This is a genomic window from Anaerotignum faecicola (assembly GCF_003865035.1).
In the GTDB taxonomy this organism is placed as follows: Bacteria; Bacillota; Clostridia; order Lachnospirales; family Anaerotignaceae; genus Anaerotignum_A; species Anaerotignum_A faecicola.
Genome location: NZ_BHVZ01000014.1, coordinates 63,259 through 81,255 on the forward strand (window position 1 = coordinate 63,259; position 17,997 = coordinate 81,255).

The following is a 17,997-nucleotide window of genomic DNA, read 5'->3' on the forward strand; positions in this document are numbered from 1 at the left end:
AAGGAGAGAGTCCTGTATGAAGGTTTTGATTGAATTATATGATAAGGATACGCTGAAAAATATCGTTGCACCGCTGACCCTGCGGCCCGATAGGGTGGTGTATCTCTATGATAAGGGAATGGACGATAGGGATGCGTTTCGTTCTCTGGTGACCTGCTTTCAGAAAAACATGCCCAATATCGTTGTGGAGGATATCCCTGTAGACATCAGCTCTGTGAAAACCCTGCGTGCGGCGGTCTGCCGTGTGGCAGAGCGGTACGAGGCGGCAAACTGCACGCTGGAGCTGACGGGCGGCAGTGAGCTGATGATGATTGGCGCATATCAGGCAGGGCTTGAAATGGGAATTCGCATGGTACATACGGATTTGGTGAAGGGCTGCATTACGGATATTGAAACGGATGAAAAGCTGACGGATATTGCAACGCTGACGCTGGAGAACTTCATTGATGCCAAGGGCGCGTGCTTTATGGGGGAATCCCATCAGCCGCCGAAACCGGAACGCTATGATGCCATCAACAATATGGCACGGTTTTTGTTCCGTCATCTGCGGGATTGGAAGGTAACCTGCAGCTGGCTGCAGACGGTAGCGGCGAGAGGCTTTTCGCATGATTTGCAGATGGAAAGCCGCAGAAATATCCATACCAAAAGCGGAAAGCCTGTTTCCCCGAAGGATGAAATTCTTCTGGAATTTGAGAAAAACGGCTTTTTCAAGAAGCTGAGTCTGGATAAGAATGGGATTTGGATACGGTTCAACTCCTTGCAGGATAAGCAATACTGCATCAACTACGGCGTATGGCTGGAATTATATGTCTATGTGGCGGCGGCAAGCAGCGGTGCGTTTGAGGATGTAAAGCTTGGAACGATGATTGACTGGAATGTGTATGACGGGCTGAAAATCGGCGGAAACGAAATTGACGTTATGCTGATGGAGGATTCCCTGCCTGTTTTCATTTCCTGCAAGCTCAAGGATGCGGATACTGCGGCACTGAATGAGCTGCTGATTGCGAAAAAGCGGTTGGGCGGCTGGTTCTCCAAGGGGATTATTGTAACCTTCAGCAGAGAAAAGCAGGAGGGCACGGGGACGTATCAGCGATGTAAGATGCTTGGGCTGGAAATGCTCGATGAAAGGGATATTCTGGCGGTGGATTTTCGGGAGCGGCTGGTGCGGACGATTCGTGAGCATGATCTTATCAGTCTGAAATGGAAGAAGGTATAAGGGGGAAGCCCCGGGTCGAAACAGGGTTTCGGCTTTGATATAAAAGGAGGCGGATGCCTTGGCAAAAAAGAATACCAGAAACACCAAGAGCCGTATCGTTTCGGCGGCATGGAAGCTATTCTATGAAAACGGCTATGATGATACAACGGTGGAGGAAATCGTAGAGGAGTCTGGAACCTCCAAGGGCTCCTTCTATCATTATTTCAGCGGCAAGGATGCCCTTTTAAGCTCCCTTTCCGATTTATTTGATGATAAATATCAGGAGCTGATTCCGACGCTTGACCCCGAAATGGACAGCTTTGAGCAGTTGATGTATCTGAATCGGGAGATGTTTCTGATGATTGATGACAGCATTTCCCTTGATTTGACGGCAAGGCTTTATGCCTCTCAGCTGATTACCACGGGAGAAAAGCACCTGCTCGACCATAACAGAATCTATTACAAGCTGCTGCGGCAGATTGTGACGGAGGGACAGAAGAAGGGCGAGCTCAGAGAGGATGTTTCCGTGAACGAAATTGTAAAGGCGTATGCGCTCTGTGAGCGTGCGCTGATTTATGACTGGTGCATCAGCAACGGGGATTATTCCCTTTGCCAATACGCAAAAAGCATGATGCCTGTTTTTTTGAACAGTTTTCGTGTGAAAAAAGCGAAAAACGGCGAATAATAAAAAAGATTTTTTTTCGGATAGAAATAAGTTCTGGAAATCGTATAGTCAGAAAAGATTGAAATTGCAGTCTTTCTGGCTATTCTTTGTTTTGTCGTTCTGTTTTTTGTTCGGACTTTGTTCTGTATTTTGTTCTGGTAAAAAGTATGATAGAATAGCCGCAAAAGCAAGACGAAACAGAAAAAACAAGAAACGAAGGAAGGGTAAAGTAACATGATTTCAGCAAAGGTTTTAATCATGCTCACAATTCTGGTCTATCTGGGCGGCATGATTATCATTGGGATTTATTGTTCCAAGAAAAATGAAAATGTAGGCGATTTCTATCTGGGCGGCAGAAAGCTTGGCCCATTTGTTACGGCAATGTCCGCAGAGGCATCGGATATGAGCAGCTACTTATTGATGGGGCTGCCCGGTCTGGCATATTTAAGCGGTGTGGCGGATGTTGGCTGGACGGCAATCGGGCTTGCCATCGGTACATATCTGAACTGGTTGGTTGTCGCAAAGAAAATCCGTATTTATACACACAGACTGGATGCCATTACAATTCCGGATTTCTTCTCCCGTCGATATCATGATGAGAAGAATATTCTGATGTGCATTGCGGCTGTGGTTATCATTATTTTCTTCATCCCCTATACAGCAAGCGGCTTCGCTGCATGCGGCAAGCTGTTCAGCACCCTGTTTGGTGTGAATTATATTCCTGCCATGGTCATCAGTGCGATTGTTATTGTGCTGTATACCGCGATGGGCGGCTTCCTTGCAGCAAGCACCACAGACCTGATTCAGGGGATTGTGATGAGTATTGCGCTGCTGATTATCGTATTCTTCGGGATTCATATTGCAGGCGGCTTTGATGCCGTAATGGATAACGCAAGAAGCATGACAGGCTATCTGAGCCTGACCATGACACACGATCCCGTCAGCAAGACCGCATCTCCCTACGGCTTCCTGACCATCTGCTCCACATTGGCGTGGGCATTGGGCTATTTCGGTATGCCCCATATTCTGCTGCGCTTCATGGCGATTGAGGATCATAATAAGCTGAAATTATCCAGAAGAATTGCGGTTATCTGGGTTGTCATTGCGATGGGTGTTGCCATTCTGATTGGTATCATCGGGAATGCGATGACAAAGGTTGGCGCGGTTCCCCTTCTGGAGGGCAGTGCATCCGAAACGATTATCGTATGCATTTCCGACCTGCTGAGCAAGCATGGCTGCCTTGCGGCAATCGTTGCAGGTATTGTGCTTTCCGGTATTCTGGCGGCAACCATGTCCACGGCGGATTCTCAGCTTCTGGCGGCATCCTCCAGTATTTCCCATAACCTTTTGGGCGGCTTCTTCCGTGTGAATATTTCCGAAAAGGCGGCAATGCAGGCGGCAAGAGTTTCCGTTCTGGTAATTTCCGTGATTGCAGCCTTCATTGCGAGAGACCCCAACAGCTCCGTTTTCGGTATCGTATCCTTCGCATGGGCAGGCTTCGGTGCGGCATTCGGCCCCGTTGTGCTGACAGCGCTGTTCTGGAGACGCTCCAATAAGCAGGGCGCACTGGCAGGCATGATTGTCGGCGGTGTGATGGTATTCGTATGGAAATATCTGATTCGTCCCATGGGCGGTATCTGGGGCATTTATGAGCTGCTGCCCGCATTCCTGCTGGCTCTGGCGGCAATCATTATTGTCAGCCTTGCAACACAGGCACCCGAACAGGCTGTTCTGGAAGAATATGACGCAGTGACAAAGGAACTGAAAAACGAAAAATAAAAAATAAGCATTGAAAATCCCTCTGCTGAATGAATGCGGCACAGGGATTTTTTGTTTGCAGAAAAAATTTCTCTGCTTGTTCTTCTTTAAAAAATTGAAAAAGAGAGAAGGTATCTGTATAATGGATACAGATAAAGAAAATGACAAAGGGAGGAACTGTTGTGAAAGCATTGATTACGGGCGCAACGAGCGGCATCGGGCGTGAAATGGCGAAAATATTGGCTGTACGGGGCGTGGATTTAATCATTGCCAGCAGGGACGAAAAAAAGATGAAAAGCCTTGCCAAGCGGCTGCCTGTGGCAGTGCGGACGATAGCCGTGGATTTATCCAAAGCAGAGGACTGCTATCGGCTGTATGACGCGGTAAAGGCGGAAGAAATTGATATCCTCATCAATAACGCAGGCTTCGGGGCGTATGGCGCAACATGGGATGTTCCGCTGGAAACGGAGCTGAATATGCTGGATTTGAACGTGCGCGCGGTGCAGATTCTGACAAAGCTGTTTCTGGCAGATTTCCGTAAGCGTGGCAGTGGGCGTATCCTCAATGTGGCATCCTCTGCGGGCTTTCTGGCAGGGCCGCTGATGTCCGGCTATTATGCGACAAAGGGCTATGTGCTGCGGCTGAGCGAGGCCATTTCCGAGGAGCTGCGGCAGGAGGGAAGTCGGGTGACAGTGACGGCTCTCTGCCCCGGACATGTGGAGACGAATTTTGATGCGCGCGCAAAGGTACGCCGTTCCATTGGCGGCGTTTCCGCGAAAAGAGTCGCGCAGGCAGGGATAGAGGGGATGCTCCGCGGCAAGGTGGTTGTCCTGCCTGGGGCATTGATGAAAATGACCTATGTCGGAGAAAAGCTTTTACCTGAGTCATGGATGCTGAAAATTGCCTATCGGGCACAGGCAAGGAAGGGTTGAACCGTATGCAAAGAGTAAGGCGAGTTTTGAAAAATACCGTCCGCGGTTATATCACGAAGGATGTCGGCAAGCGAGCAGCTTCACTGACGTATTATCTCCTGTTTGCGATTTTCCCCTTTCTGGTTGCGCTGATTTCCATTTTGGGGTTGCTGCATCTGCCGATGATTTCGCTTGAGGGCGAGGCGGCGGCGTTTCTGCCTGCGGATGTAATCACGCTGCTGAACCGGACGATTACCCACATGACGGAGGCATCCAATGGGGCAATTTTCACCTTTGGTGTGGTGTTTGCGCTGTGGTTTCCGTTTCGGGCGGTAAGAAATATGACAGAGGAGGTTTCGGATATCTATGGCGGCGAAAAGCCGACGCATCATACGCTGCGGGTGCTGCTGCTGGCAATATTCATTCTGTTTCTGATTCCTGCAATGCTGTTTCTGATGATTATCGGGGACTCTGTTTTGAACTATGTGGCGCAGTTTCTGCCGATTACGGTGGAATTTATCTCCTTCTGGACAAAGGCGCGTTTCCTTTCCATGGGCTTTGCGCTGATTCTGTTGACCTCGGCAGTGTATTATCTTTCGCCGAGTCAGCCGCCGAAGTGGCGATATATCTTCCCCGGGGCGCTGCTTTCTACATCCTTCTGGATGCTGTATTCCGTATTTTTCTCGTATTATGTAGACCACATGGGGAACTATTCCGTGATTTACGGCTCTATCGGGGCAATTATCGCCTTCCTCATCTGGCTGAATCTTTCGCTGACGGCACTGCTTCTGGGGGCAGTGTTTAATCAGGCGTTGCGCGAAACCGCCGCTCATGAAAAACTTTCTTCCGAAATCTGAGGATTTTACTGGATTTTTTCAGATTATATGGTATAATTAGTTTTAGTTTAAAACGAAAAATGGAGGTTGAGCAATGAAAAATATGTTATATAAGGCAAAAGGCGCACTGGCGCTGACCCTTGCGGTGAGCATCTGCGGGGCGCAGTGTGTGCCTGTGTTTGCGGCTGAGGCTCTTTCCGCGGCGCAGCAGGGCGTGCAGGTGACACCTGTGAAGGAGCTGACAGAGGAGGAGAAGGCGGCATTGCAGCTGCCGAAGCTGACCGCAGAGGAAGCATTGGCGAAGGCGAAAAAGCATAGCCCCGACCTGAGAGAAATTCAGGATACCTTGGATTATCTGGATGATACGCTGGATGACATCGACAGAAGCGCAGGCGGCACGGTTACTGTGCCAAATGTGGAATATAAAAAATGGGTGAATGACGGCTGGCAGAAGGTTGTTTCTGCTGTTTATCAGGCAGAGCAGGGCAAAAAGCAGGCAAGAATCGGCGAGGATCTGCAAAACCTTGGTCTGGAGGTTTCCGTAAAATCCTATTTTACCTCCATCAAGAGTAATGAGGATACCTTGTCTCTGACGAAGAAAAACGCTGAAATCCAGAAAAAGCTGTATGAACAGGGGCAGGAAAAGAACCGTCTGGGCCTTCTGAGCAAGTATAACCTGAATCAGCTGGAGATTGCGGCAAAGCAGGCGCAGGATAATGTGGCACTGCTGGAGGCAAGCATGGAGCAGCTTTACATCAAGCTGAATGATCTGATGGGTGAAAAGGCAGATGCCCGTTTTGAATATGTCTATGACGTTACCTATACGCCTTATAAGCTGAGTCTGCCGATGGAGCAGTATCTCAACGCGGCACTGAAAAAGGATCTGACCATTCAGCTGAAGGAGCTTGCATTGGATTCTGCGAAGTTTACGAAAAACTATGTTGGTGAATCGAATACGCGTCTGGATTCCAATACACAGGAATATAATTATGACACCGCAAAGCGTAATCTGAAAACGGCAAAAACCGATAAGGAAATGGCAATCCGCAATGCGTATCTGCAGCTGCAGCAGATGGAAACACAGATTACCTCTGCACAGTCCTCTCTGACAAAGGCACAGGCAGATTACCGTGCGGCGCAGATTAACCTGCGGGCAGGCAATGTGACAAAAACAGCTGTAGAGCAGGCAGAAATGGGCGTTGTTTCCGCACAGAACAGCCTGAATCAGTTGATTTATAATTACGATATGCTGGTATTTACCTTTGAAAACCCCAGTCTTCTGGGCAACACTGCACAGGCGCAGTAAAATAGAAATAAAATTCAAAGAAGTCTTGAACAGAACTGTTCGGGGCTTCTTTTTTTGCATAGATTTCCTTTTCCTTCACAAACTAGGAAAAATGGTTGGGCGGTGAAAAGGGATGCAGATAAAGAAGGAGTTGCAGAAAAATAAACAGGTGATGCAGGAAGCCTTTCGCGACTGCGGTGATATCATTATGCGTGAGTTTCGCATCCGTGGCGGCGAGGGGACGCTTTTTCTTGCATATACGGATAATATCGTGAATGGGGATGCCATTCAGAATTTTATCATGACAAATGTGATGGCGCGCTGTGAAATGCAGGGAACGGAGGGACTGCTGCAGAGCTTGATGGAGGAGGTCATTGCCATCGGGGAGTTGACAAAAATCACCACGATGGAGGAGGTTTTTGATGCCGTTCTTCTGGGGGATACGGTGCTTCTGATGGATGGGGATGATTTCGCCTTGCAGGCTTCAACGAAGCATTTCCCCACGCGGGGCGTGAATCAGGCGGAAACCGAGGTGGTTGTGCAGGGGCCGAAGGATGCCTTTACGGAGCTGATGTCTGTAAATGTGGTGCTGACGAGAAGGCGAATTCGGGATACACGGCTGAAGGTGAAGCGGAAGAAGGTGGGCAGACGGAGCAAAACGGATGTGGCACTGCTGTATATGGAGGATTTGGTGCGTCCTGAGCTGCTGCAAAAGATAGAAAGGCAGGTGGATTGTCTGGATTTAGACCATCTGCCGGACAGCGGCTATGCGGAGCAGCTGTTGGAGAAGCGGCAGTATTCGCCCTTTCCTCAGCTGCAGATGACGGAGCGCCCCGATAAGACCTCCTCCGCCCTTCTGGAGGGGCGCGTGGCACTTCTGCCCGATAATACACCCTATGCCATCCTTCTGCCGGCAACACTGAATACCTTCTTTCAGGCGGCAGAGGATTATTATGACCGCTGGGAGATTATGAGCTTTATTCGGCTGATTCGCTTTGTGGCGGCGTTTCTGACGGTTACGCTTCCGGGGCTGTATATTGCGTTTGCGGTCTATCATCCGGAGCTTTTGCCAACCGCGCTTGCCCTTAAGGTTGCGGCAACGAGAGAAACCATTCCGTTTTCTGTCATTGGTGAGGTGCTGATTATGGAAATCGCCTTTGAGCTTCTGCGTGAGGGCGGAATTCGCCTGCCATCCCCCGTCAGCTCTACCATTGGCATTGTCGGCGGTATTATCATCGGTTCGGCGGCAGTGGATGCAGGGATTGTCAGTCCGACGGTTGTAATTGTTTCCGCGCTGACGGGCATCTGCTCCTTTGTGATTCCGAATGTTTCGATTGTTTCGGGTCTGCGCATCAGTAAATATGTTGTAATTTTCTTCGCGGCTGTATTCGGACTGTTCGGGGTCTGGGCGGCGTTGCTGCTGCTTCTGGCGCATCTGGCAAGTCTCACCTCCTATGGCATCCCGTATCTGTATCCCTTCTGTTCCTCCTCCGTCAATGATGACATGGATTGGGAGGACAGCATTTTTCGTCTGCCGCTTTCCGAAATGAAGCGCAGACCGATTTTTACACGTCCCGATGTACGGCGGCGGAAGGAGGAGGAATGATGTTTGCGGAGAATCGGAAAATTTCTATCAGACAGCTGCAAATGCTGTTATTACTGGATTGCTTTGGCACTGCTGTCCTTTTTCTTCCGGCGGAGTTGGCCGAGATAAGCGGCAGAGGGTGCTTTTTTGCGGCTTTGCTTGGCGGCTTGGGGGTGTCGGCTGCTTCCCTTCTGCTGACGGCAGTAGGAAGGCGCATGCCCAATGGCACGGTGGTCGATTGGTGCCGGAGCGTCTGCGGCAATGGTATCGGGACAATCCTTTTGCTTGGCTTGGCAGGAAAGCTTTTGCTTGACGGGATGCTTGAGCTGCGGATTTTCAGCGAAATCATCTGCCGTTTTATGCTCCCTGCAACGCCTGTCTGGGTGCTTTCCCTGGTGCTGCTTCTGGTCGCAGGTGCGCTTGCGGCGCAGGGAACGGAATGTCGGGGCAGAACGGCGGAAATCCTCTTTTTTCTGGTAGCAATTCCCTTGCTTCTGGTGCTTCTGGCGGTGGCGGCTTCTACGCGGTATGCGCGTGTTCTGCCGCTTGCCTTGCCTTCTCCTTCGGGCATCGGGGCAGGGCTTGCAGAGATGAGCATTGTATTTAGGGGGCTCGTTTTTCTTTATTTTATCTATCCGGATTTGAAAAAGCCTGTCGGCTTCGCAGTCTGGAAAGGCTGTCTTTTGATAACGGCAGTGGTGACGGTCATCGTGCTTCTCTGTCTGGCGAATTACGGCGAGGGGATGCTTGCCGCAAAGCTTTTGCCGACATTGCAGATGTTGGAGCGTGTCAGCTTTACGGGCGTTTTTCTGACCAGACAGGATTTGCTTCTGCTTTGGTTCTGGATGGCATCGGCGGTGCTGTTTCTTTCGGGTGTGGTGTTTTTCGGCTCCCTTCTGGGGACGCAGCTATGCAGACAGGCGGAAAAAAAGCGAAAGCTTTGGCTCTGGGTGGTGCTTGCGGCTTTGTTCGCGTTGTCATTTCTGCCCGAAAGCCTTATGGAGGCACAGCGTCTGCGGCTTGCCGTTTCGCCTTGGCTGAATCTGGCGTATCTGGTGGGACTGCCGGTTTTATTGCTCTTGCTTGGCAGGAAGGGAGAGAAAAAGGATGTATAAAAAATTTGTTTTGCTGGCGTTGGCAGTCCCCTTTTTTCTGACCGGTTGCTGGGATAAAAAGGACCCGGAGGATAGGGCATTTATTATCACCCTTGGGGTAGACACGGCGGCAGAAAACGGCTGTCACTTCACCTTTGCGCCTGCGAATATCGAAACGGGCGAGGCAGAAACTTATGCCGCGGAGAGTGAAACCCTTTCGGGGGCGGTCGCGCAGGTGGATACCTACACCTCTCGTAAGACGGATTTGGGGCAGCTGAAAACCGTTATCTTGGGGGAAGGTCTTTTGCAGGACAGCGCAAGACTGGATGCCCTTCTGGGGGAGCTGGAGCGCAGTCAGGCGGTTTCGGAGAAGGTGATGCTTCTGGCGGCGGATTCCGCGGCGGCTTGCGTAGAAAAGGCCATGAAGGAGGACAGCAAGACAGGGCTGTTCCTCTGGGATTTTTATAAAAATACCGCCGAGGAGGTGGCGGTCACGAAGGGGATTGATTTGGATACCTTTCTGACGGAGCGCACGGAGCGGGGCGGCAGTGGCGTGCTTCCGCGGATTCGCGCAGAGGGGGAAAGGCTGCGGCTTGGCGGCGGTATGGCGGTGTCCGCAAGGGGTGCTTCTATTCTGAATGAGGAAGAGGAACGCGGTTATCTTTTCCTGTTGGGAGATGCCGAGGGGGCGGTTCTGGAAGGAAGGTATAAAGCGGCGGTTTTGCCTTTGGCGGTTACAAAAACAAAGGCGGACTACGATTTTCAGGCGGCAGGGGACACTGTTCTCTGCACCGTGACGCTTCCTGTAGAGGGAACCCTGCAAGGCGGCAGGGGCGAATTGCTTTCCGCAGAGCAGAAAACGGAGTTGGAGAGTATTTTTTCCGCAAGCATAAAAGAGGAAGTCGAGCATACGATAAAAACAGCGTTGTCCGAAGGGGTGGATTTCCTCGGTATTTTGCCGAGGGCAGAGCGCGCCCTGCCGCAGCTAGCAAAAGCCTGCACACGAGAGCAGCTTTGGGAGCGGATGGCGTTTTGTGTTGTCCCAAAGGTGCAGATTACAGATATGGGGCGCAAGCGTTGATTAAAATTTGAAAAACTTGGAAATCCTGTATCTGAACAAATCAGAAAAGGGGAGAACGGGATGGCTTGGAAACAGACGCTCAAGGAGCTTTGGCAAAAGGAAAAATGGTATTGGCTTGCGGCGGTGGTGCTTGGGGTACTGCTGAGTCTGCTGTTCGCCGCCCATTGGACAGAGGGCTATGCGGATATGATTCAGAAGGGGATTGGCGGCAAGGTGGTGCGCTTTCATGTGCTGGCAAATAGCGACAGCGAGGCAGACCAGACCCTCAAGCTTGCAGTGCGCGATAGGGTTTTGCAGGAATATGGCGATTTACTGGAAACCTGTACCTCAAAGGAGGAAACGCTTGCGGCACTCAAAAACGCACAGCAGGAAATTTCGGAAACGGCGGAGGCGGAGGTGCTGGCGCAGGGGTATGCTTATCCCGTCCGCGTGTCTCTGGTACGGGAGGAATTTCCCTTTAAGAAATATGGAGATTTGATTTTTCCGGCAGGGGTGTATGATGCCCTGCGAATTGAGATTGGCGAAGCCAAGGGGAAGAATTGGTGGTGCGTGCTCTATCCGCAGATGTGCTATGTGGATGCGGCGTGGGGCTATTCCACAGAGGAAAGCCATGTGCGGCTTCAGAATACGCTGACGAAGGAGGAATTTCTCGTGGTTTCTGCCATGGAGCAGAAGAAGGTTACGCCGAAAATCAAATGCAGACTTGTGGAATTGTGGAGCGAACGATAAAATAAAAAGGATAAATCCAATACGGATTTATCCTTCATTTTTTATTTTGTAACAAATGCAAATTTCCCAATCAGCAAGAATGCCACAACCATGTGCAGAATTGCTGTAACGGTAAAGGTCAGAATGAAATCAATATGCTTGTTTTTATGGCGCTTGAAGACCATCGCAATCAGACCGCCGATACCGCCGCCCAGAACAGCCAGAAGGAAAAGATTCTTTTCGGGAATCCGCCACCCATCCTTTATGGCTCTTTTTTTATCAATTACCATTGTAAAATACAGAATCAGGTTGATAATCAGGTAATACCCGACGATAATCAATAGGTTTCTGCCGTTAAAGTAAAGCTCCATTTTCGCATTCCTTTCTCATCTTTTCAAACAGGGGTCAGCGCATTACGTTTCTCCAGTCCAAGTCGCCTCTGTCCAGTGCAAGCAGAAGAACCTCTGCCGTTGCAAGGTTGGTTGCCAGAGGAATATTGTGCATATCGCACAGGTGCAGAATGGAATTTACCTCGGATTCATACGCATGCGGAGAAACGGGATCTCGCAGGAAAATCATCAGGTCAATATCATTATTGATAATCTGTGCGCCCATCTGCTGTTCGCCGCCCAGGTGCGCGGAAAGATATTTATGCACCACCAGATTGGCAGCCTCCTCCACCAGACGACCGGTTGTGCCTGTGGCGTAGATATCATGCTTACACAGAATATGTCTGTAAGCGATGCAAAGGTTTTCCATCAGTTTTTTCTTATTATCATGTGCAATCAGACCAATATTCATAACAAACCTCCCTCAAATAGCGATTTTGTTTCTTTTTTTCTTATGTTCAGCATCAGCCCAAGGGCGACCATGTTTGTCCACATGGAGCTGCCGCCGTAGCTGATAAAGGGTAATGACATGCCGGTATTCGGCAGGATGCCTGTCGCAACGCCCATATTTACGAAGGTTTGGAACGCAAACATGCCGGCGATGCCCGCAGCAACCAGCTGGCTGAAGGTATCCCTGGCCGATATTGCTATTACTATACACCGAAAAACGATAAAAAGCAATATGGCGAGGACAAATATACATCCAAGAAATCCAAATTCTTCCCCGATTACGGAGAAAATGAAATCATTATGTGGCTCCGGCAGATAGCTTAACTGGTTCAGTGTGCCATGGAACAGACCCTTGCCCAGAAATTTCCCCGAGCCGATGGCGGAAATGGATTTTTCTGTCTGATAATACAGGCTGGCATCGCGGCTGGGGTCCACAAAGGAAAGGATACGGTTGAACTGATGCTCCGCAAGAATTTTATCTGTAAAGAGAGGGTGCTCTCTGCTTACGTCAAAGAGAATCAATGCGACAATCGGCACCGTAACCACTAAGACATTGCGGATGATGCGCCAATCCAGACCTGCAATGAAGATTTCAATACAGAAGATGGCAACCAGAACCAGGCTGGCAGAAAGCGCAGGCTGCTTCTGAATCAGAAGCAACGGAATCCCTGTATAAATACAGAGAAACCCGATGGTTTTCAGGTCGCTGATTTGCTTCTGCCGCTCGGTTATGACCTTCGCTAAGCAGAATATCATAATCACTTTGGCGAATTCCGAGGGCTGAATGGTCAGAGGCCCAAGGGCAATCCAACGGGTCGCGCCTTTACTCTCGGAGCCGACCAGAAGAACCGTCACCAGAAGCAAAATATTCACGATATAAAGCGGAATGGTAAATTGTGAGATGTATTCATAATCCGCATTGGCTGCAATCACCATCAGCGCAATGCCGATGAGGAAGAATACGCCTTGCTTGATGACATTGGCAGGGCTTTCCCCCAGATTGATACGCGTTGCGCTCGCAATGCAGATTAAGCCGAACAGGGAAAGCAGGCAAACCGCCCCCACAAGCCACCAATCCAGATTTTGAAGATATTTTTTGATGTCCATATATAAAAACTCCTGGTATTTTTTATGATTTTTCGGATTTTGTCTATCATACCGGCGAAGGGCTTGGTGTGATAGAGAAAACCCGAAAAGACCTTCAAAGGTTTCCCTGCATTTGAAGGTCTTTTGTGTTGGTCTTTTTAATAGGGCTTTAATCCTCGTGATTCATCTTACGCATGCTCTTGATGGGGATATTCGCATACAGCACAGGAACGGTGCCGTTGTTATCCTCGGACTGCGTCTGCGTAATCTGGATATCCAGCTCATCGGTATCAATCTCCATGTAATTGGAAATGACCTTGATGATATCCGTTTTCAGCATTTCCAGTACCTGAGAGGAGCAGTTCACCCTGTCATGCACCAGAACCAGCTTTAATCTATCCTTCGCAACACTGCCGGAGGGCGGTGTCTGTTTTTTGCGGAAAAAGCTAAAGAAATCCATCGTTACACTTCCTTTCTTCGCACAGGCTTATTTACGGAAGAGCTTTTTCAGCTTGTCCATAAAGGTTTCGGGTTCGGGTTCAAAGCTCATCAGGGGCACATCATTGCCCAGAAGGCGCTGAACGATATTTCTGTAAGCCTGTCCTGCCTTGGAATTTTCGTTCATAACGGCAGGCTCACCCTTGTTGGTTGCGATAACAATGCTTTCATCATCGGGAACGACACCCAGAATATCAATCGCAAGAATTTCCTCTACGTCCTCAATATTCATCATTTCGCCGCGCTGCACCAGATCGATGCGCAGTCTGTTCAGAATAAGGGTAGGGTTTCTCAGCTCATTTGCCTCCAGAAGCCCGATGATACGGTCAGCATCGCGCACAGCGGAAACCTCAGGGGTTGTGACAACAATGGCTCTGTCTGCGCCGGCGATGGCGTTTTTGAAGCCCTGTTCAATCCCTGCGGGGCAGTCCAGTACGATAAAATCAAAGCCTTCCTCTTTTAAATCGTCACAGAGCTTCTGCATCTGTTCGGGAGAAACAGCGTCCTTATCTCTTGTCTGTGCGGCAGGCAGCAGGAACAGCCCATCATAGCGCTTATCCTTAATCAAAGCCTGTTTCAGGCGGCAGTTGCCCTCCACAACGTCTACCAAGTCATATACAATACGGTTTTCCAAACCCATAACAACGTCCAGATTTCTCAGCCCGATATCTGCATCTACCAATGCAACCTTTTTGCCTAATGCTGCCAGACCGCAGCCAAGGTTTGCGCTGGTTGTGGTTTTGCCGACACCACCCTTGCCGCTGGTGATTACGATTACTTCACTCATTGATGTTCCTCCTAATCTCAGAAGTTTATTTTACGCGTTTGCACATTTTTTTCGGTAATATCTGATTCCTATTACTATATTAACAAAAATGTGCTGATTTTGCACTCCTTTTTTTTAGCAAAACAGGAGAACTTTTCCCATGATTCGACAGCGTTTCCAATTCTTAGGAAAGCGCCATAACAAAAATTTGCCCATCCTGCACAAAGGCATATTCAGGGGGCTTGGGGCCCTTTTTGTTTTCTTCGGGAAAACGGGTGATGATATCCGCAATGCGCAGCTGTACGGGTGCCATATAAATGGCGGAAACAAAGGCATCCGTCATGCCCTTGCAGCCTGCGTGCGCCATGCCCTTGAGCTGCCCCAAAATGATGATATTGCCGCCTGCCTTGATTTCTGCACCGGGGTTGACATCCCCAACCACGATGACGCTGCCTTCAAATTCAATCTTCTGCCCGTTGCGCAGAGAGCCCTTGTGGAACTTCGCCAGATTAAAGGGAGCAAGCTCCTTCTCCAGAAGGTCGCTCAGACGCTTGATTTCGTTGTTTTCTGTTTTCACGAAGGTAATTTCCATCGTGGTATGCTTTGCGATAATCTTTAAGAGGGTTTCCTCCTCCTCCTCCGTAAATATACGCCCCTTGAAGGCAAGGGAGGTCTTTACGTTATCGAAGAATTTGCCTGCCTCCGCCACCTTTTTTTCCAGCTGTGTGCAAAGGGTTTCAAAGGATACCTCCGGGTCAAAGATAACGGTGACACCGTCCTTTGTGCCCTTAAAGATCACATAGTTTTCATTATACATACTTTCCCCTCCTGTTGTTATTCTGCCAGAACTGTTTGCATTGTGGTGTTTGTGGGGGTGTAATCCAGCCCCAGATATTCGCGGATAATTGCCTTCGCAACCGCAGGCGCAGGTGTACCGCTGCCTTCGCCGAAGGGAATCATAACAGTAATGGCAATCTGCGGATCATCAAAGGGTGCGAAGCAGACGAACCAGGTATGGGAGCTGCGGTTCTTGTCCTCTTCGGCAGTACCCGTCTTCGCTGCCACCTTTACGGGCAGGTCATTGAAGGCGGTACGGAGCGTACCGTGGGAACCGTTTGTTACCAGATACATCCCCTGATAAACAGCCTGCAGATTTTCCTCCTTGAATTTTGTTACATTTTCGACCGTTTCCTCCACCTCGGAATGGAGTGTGCCGTCAGCATTCTGTATGTGATCCACCATGTGCAGCTTATACAGCGTGCCGCCGTTTGCAAGGGTGGAAACATATTTCGTAATCTGTGCCGGTGTGTAGCTGTTGATGGACTGCCCGATGGCAGTACGGATGGTATCACCGTCCGTCCAGCGGGTCTGGCTTGTGGTGGCATCGGGGTTAAAGGTTTTCACTGCCTTTTCCTTATTGGCAGGAGATGCCATAGTCGGGCCGTATTCGTCCAGCTCTACGCCGGTATAGTCATTCAGACCAAACGCTGCCATGTATTCATTCAGCGTGGTAATTGCCTTATTGCTGTCGCTGCCGTTTGCGGTGCTGCCTAAGCGGTAGCCCAGCTCATAGAAGAAATAGTTACAGGAAACCTCCAGCGCGTGAGAAACGTTCACAGGCCCATGGGTGCCGCCTGTGTTGGAATAAATCCAGCAGCGCGCATAGGGTACACCTGCATCCTTGAACAGCCCCTTATCCACGATGGTTGTGCTTGGCGTAATCGTGCCTGTTTCCAGACCTGCCAGCGCAGTAATCATCTTGAAGGTGGAGCCGGATGCCTTTTTCTGCTTCAGCGGACGGTTGACCAGTGGGGTGTTGCCGTCCTGCAATAAGTCATTATAGTAAGCATTATTAAACGTATTGACCAACTCGTTGTTGTCATAGGAAGGGTAGGTGACGCTCGCAAGCACCTCACCTGTGCCAACCTGTGTCACGAAAACAGAGCCGGTGCAGGGGTCAAGCCCCGTATCCGCAGGGGACATTTCCCCGTTGCTGAGCTTTTTGATGATGAAAGCGGTAGGGGATGCGCCATTTTCGATGGAGGCCTTTTCCTCCTCTGTTACGCTCAGATTTCCCTGCTCAATCATCATCAGCATGAGCTCTTTCAGGCTGATAGAGCCCTTTTCCAGACCGTCAATCAGGAATTCCTTTGCAACCGCAACCGCATCATCCTGCGTGGGGTTGAAGGTCGGGTTTGCCTGCTTCAGCTTCTGATAAACCTGCTTCTGCACGCCGTCTTCCGCCTGTATCATTTTCTGGGCGGAAATGTGGTTTATGTTAATCATGGAAGTGAATAGCTCCGTACTGGAGGCGTAGGTCTTGCCGCCGCCGGTCAGCTTTCTGAGAACTGCCGTGCGCAATTCGCTTTCCAGTGTATCATACGCAACCTTTTGCAGCTTGCTGTCCAGTGTCAGGAAAACATCCTTTCCGGCAACAGGCTCCGTGGAATCGATTACACTCATACGTCTGCCTTGGTTATCGACCTCAATCATAACCTTCCCGTCCACGCCGTTCAGCTCTTTTTCGTAAAGCTTTTCCATGCCGTCCTGCCCGACAACATCTGTCTGGCTGTAAAGCGGATTGCCGTCTGCATCCACCTCATCCTTATAGAGGGCATAGTCGCTTTCCGTCATCTGGCGGATATATCCGAGGATATGAGAGAAATATTCCCCTTCGGGGTAATCCCGCAGAGATACCGTATCAATGACAACATTGGGGAAGGTATCCTGATTTTCCTCGACGTAGGCAAGGGTTTTATCGGAAATATCCGTTGCAATCGTCACCGTCTGATACTGCTGATAGCGTTTCAGATAGAGGGAATAGCGAATCCCCAGTGTATCACGCACCAGCTGTTCGGGCAGACCCTCTGGCAGCCCGAAGAAATCCCGCAGATAATCCAGAGTTTTTCTGGAATTATAGTTTAATTCCTTGCCCTTCATCAGCATGCTCTGCTTCCAGCTTTTTTCACGGTTGGTGTTGCCGTTAAATTGGAAAGCATAGGGTGCCTCGGTGTCTAGGGGCAGCTCATCATCAATCGTTTCGCCGAATTCGGAAAGCTTTCTTGCCAAGGTCAGCGCCATCAGATTGCGGTCATCGCTCATGGCAAGGGAAAGATAGGTGCGCTTCTGCGCCGCAGTGTAGCCTTCGGGTACGTCATATTTTTCGTACAGATATTTCAGACATTCCGTTGCGCTCAGCTTATATTGCTTTTTCTCCAGACCAATGGAGGCCTTCCAGCTTTTTTCCTGCTTTTCCTTTTCCTCATCCGTTCCTTTAAAGGTAAAGGAATAGGGCGAGGATGTGGTGATGGGCAGGGAATCTACCTTATGGTGTCCGTCTGCCCAGAGCCAGTCGGTCAGGTCTGTAGCAAGCGTCTTGCGTTCCTCCCTGTTCAACTCTAAGGTAACACTGCCGTCCACCTGTACGCAGTATGCAACCGTATTGACAGCAAGCGGTCTGCCGTAGCGGTCATAAATATTCCCGCGGGAGGCCGCCACAGGCAGTGTTTTGGAAACGCTCGCCGTAATGGATTCGTCATAATATTCCCCGTGAATAATTTGCAGGGAAAACAGACGCAGCACGATAATCGCGAAAAGCACAATCACGCCGCACAGCATTACAAATATTCTGTTTTTACATAAATCTAAAAAATGCTCAAGATATCTTCTCATCGCTTCCTCCTGATGGGAA

General features: G+C 49.8%; 17 protein-coding genes. 10 read left to right on the plus strand and 7 right to left on the minus strand.

All coding sequences use genetic code 11. From position 1 onward, the window contains the following. Window positions 1-16 precede the first annotated feature (16 nt). The 10 genes from EJE48_RS10310 to spoIIR all read left to right on the plus strand — a co-directional run bounded on the left by EJE48_RS10310 (window position 17) and on the right by spoIIR (window position 11,138). A complete protein-coding gene (locus EJE48_RS10310) occupies window positions 17-1,216 on the plus strand; it encodes a Card1-like endonuclease domain-containing protein (RefSeq protein WP_118581080.1) in 1,200 nt (399 codons plus the stop codon). Window positions 1,217-1,274: 58 nt separating this feature from the next. Then, window positions 1,275-1,880 (plus strand): TetR/AcrR family transcriptional regulator, encoded by a 606-nt coding sequence (locus tag EJE48_RS10315; RefSeq protein ID WP_016407070.1) that lies wholly within the window; start codon window positions 1,275-1,277, stop codon window positions 1,878-1,880. 213 nt (window positions 1,881-2,093) lie between these two features. Further along, the gene (locus EJE48_RS10320; RefSeq protein ID WP_118581077.1) at window positions 2,094-3,638 is read left to right on the plus strand and encodes a sodium/proline symporter; all 1,545 of its coding nucleotides are present in this window, start codon (window positions 2,094-2,096) and stop codon (window positions 3,636-3,638) included. A gap of 161 nt (window positions 3,639-3,799) precedes the next feature. Further along, complete coding sequence (locus EJE48_RS10325) at window positions 3,800-4,549, plus strand: SDR family NAD(P)-dependent oxidoreductase (protein ID WP_118581074.1); 750 nt, start codon at window positions 3,800-3,802, stop codon at window positions 4,547-4,549. Window positions 4,550-4,554: 5 nt separating this feature from the next. Beyond that, the gene (locus EJE48_RS10330; RefSeq protein WP_160117354.1) at window positions 4,555-5,385 is read left to right on the plus strand and encodes a YihY/virulence factor BrkB family protein; all 831 of its coding nucleotides are present in this window, start codon (window positions 4,555-4,557) and stop codon (window positions 5,383-5,385) included. Window positions 5,386-5,458: 73 nt separating this feature from the next. Beyond that, entirely contained in the window at window positions 5,459-6,670 is a 1,212-nt protein-coding gene (locus tag EJE48_RS10335; protein WP_118581068.1) for a TolC family protein, read from the plus strand. Between the two features lie 112 nt (window positions 6,671-6,782). Beyond that, complete coding sequence (locus EJE48_RS10340) at window positions 6,783-8,255, plus strand: spore germination protein (RefSeq protein WP_118581065.1); 1,473 nt, start codon at window positions 6,783-6,785, stop codon at window positions 8,253-8,255. Then, window positions 8,255-9,349 (plus strand): GerAB/ArcD/ProY family transporter, encoded by a 1,095-nt coding sequence (locus EJE48_RS10345; RefSeq protein WP_160117355.1) that lies wholly within the window; start codon window positions 8,255-8,257, stop codon window positions 9,347-9,349. The genes EJE48_RS10340 and EJE48_RS10345 overlap by 1 nt, the downstream gene beginning before the upstream one ends. Further along, on the plus strand, window positions 9,342-10,409 hold the full coding sequence (locus EJE48_RS10350) for a Ger(x)C family spore germination protein (protein WP_118581059.1): 1,068 nt from the start codon (window positions 9,342-9,344) through the stop codon (window positions 10,407-10,409). The genes EJE48_RS10345 and EJE48_RS10350 overlap by 8 nt, the downstream gene beginning before the upstream one ends. Before the next feature lie 60 nt (window positions 10,410-10,469). Beyond that, entirely contained in the window at window positions 10,470-11,138 is a 669-nt protein-coding gene (spoIIR, locus tag EJE48_RS10355; protein ID WP_118581056.1) for a stage II sporulation protein R, read from the plus strand. A gap of 41 nt (window positions 11,139-11,179) precedes the next feature. Here spoIIR and EJE48_RS10360 read toward each other — a convergent pair whose 3' ends face one another. The 7 genes from EJE48_RS10360 to EJE48_RS10390 form a co-directional block, all read right to left on the minus strand. Further along, window positions 11,180-11,488, minus strand: coding sequence for a DUF1294 domain-containing protein (locus EJE48_RS10360; RefSeq protein WP_016407079.1), 309 nt, complete (start codon window positions 11,486-11,488; stop codon window positions 11,180-11,182). Between the two features lie 34 nt (window positions 11,489-11,522). Then, window positions 11,523-11,918, minus strand: coding sequence for a methylglyoxal synthase (locus tag EJE48_RS10365; RefSeq protein WP_016407080.1), 396 nt, complete (start codon window positions 11,916-11,918; stop codon window positions 11,523-11,525). Further along, window positions 11,915-13,063, minus strand: coding sequence for a rod shape-determining protein RodA (rodA, locus tag EJE48_RS10370; protein WP_118581053.1), 1,149 nt, complete (start codon window positions 13,061-13,063; stop codon window positions 11,915-11,917). Before rodA ends, EJE48_RS10365 begins: the two co-directional genes overlap by 4 nt. A gap of 148 nt (window positions 13,064-13,211) precedes the next feature. Further along, window positions 13,212-13,502: a cell division topological specificity factor MinE gene (gene minE, locus EJE48_RS10375; protein ID WP_016407082.1), complete on the minus strand. Its 291-nt coding sequence runs from the start codon at window positions 13,500-13,502 to the stop codon at window positions 13,212-13,214. Window positions 13,503-13,529: 27 nt separating this feature from the next. After that, window positions 13,530-14,327 (minus strand): septum site-determining protein MinD, encoded by a 798-nt coding sequence (gene minD / locus EJE48_RS10380; protein ID WP_016407083.1) that lies wholly within the window; start codon window positions 14,325-14,327, stop codon window positions 13,530-13,532. A 163-nt stretch (window positions 14,328-14,490) separates the two neighbouring features. Beyond that, entirely contained in the window at window positions 14,491-15,123 is a 633-nt protein-coding gene (gene minC, locus EJE48_RS10385; RefSeq protein WP_124984552.1) for a septum site-determining protein MinC, read from the minus strand. A 17-nt stretch (window positions 15,124-15,140) separates the two neighbouring features. Further along, window positions 15,141-17,978: a penicillin-binding transpeptidase domain-containing protein gene (locus tag EJE48_RS10390; RefSeq protein ID WP_124984553.1), complete on the minus strand. Its 2,838-nt coding sequence runs from the start codon at window positions 17,976-17,978 to the stop codon at window positions 15,141-15,143. Window positions 17,979-17,997: the final 19 nt, after the last annotated feature.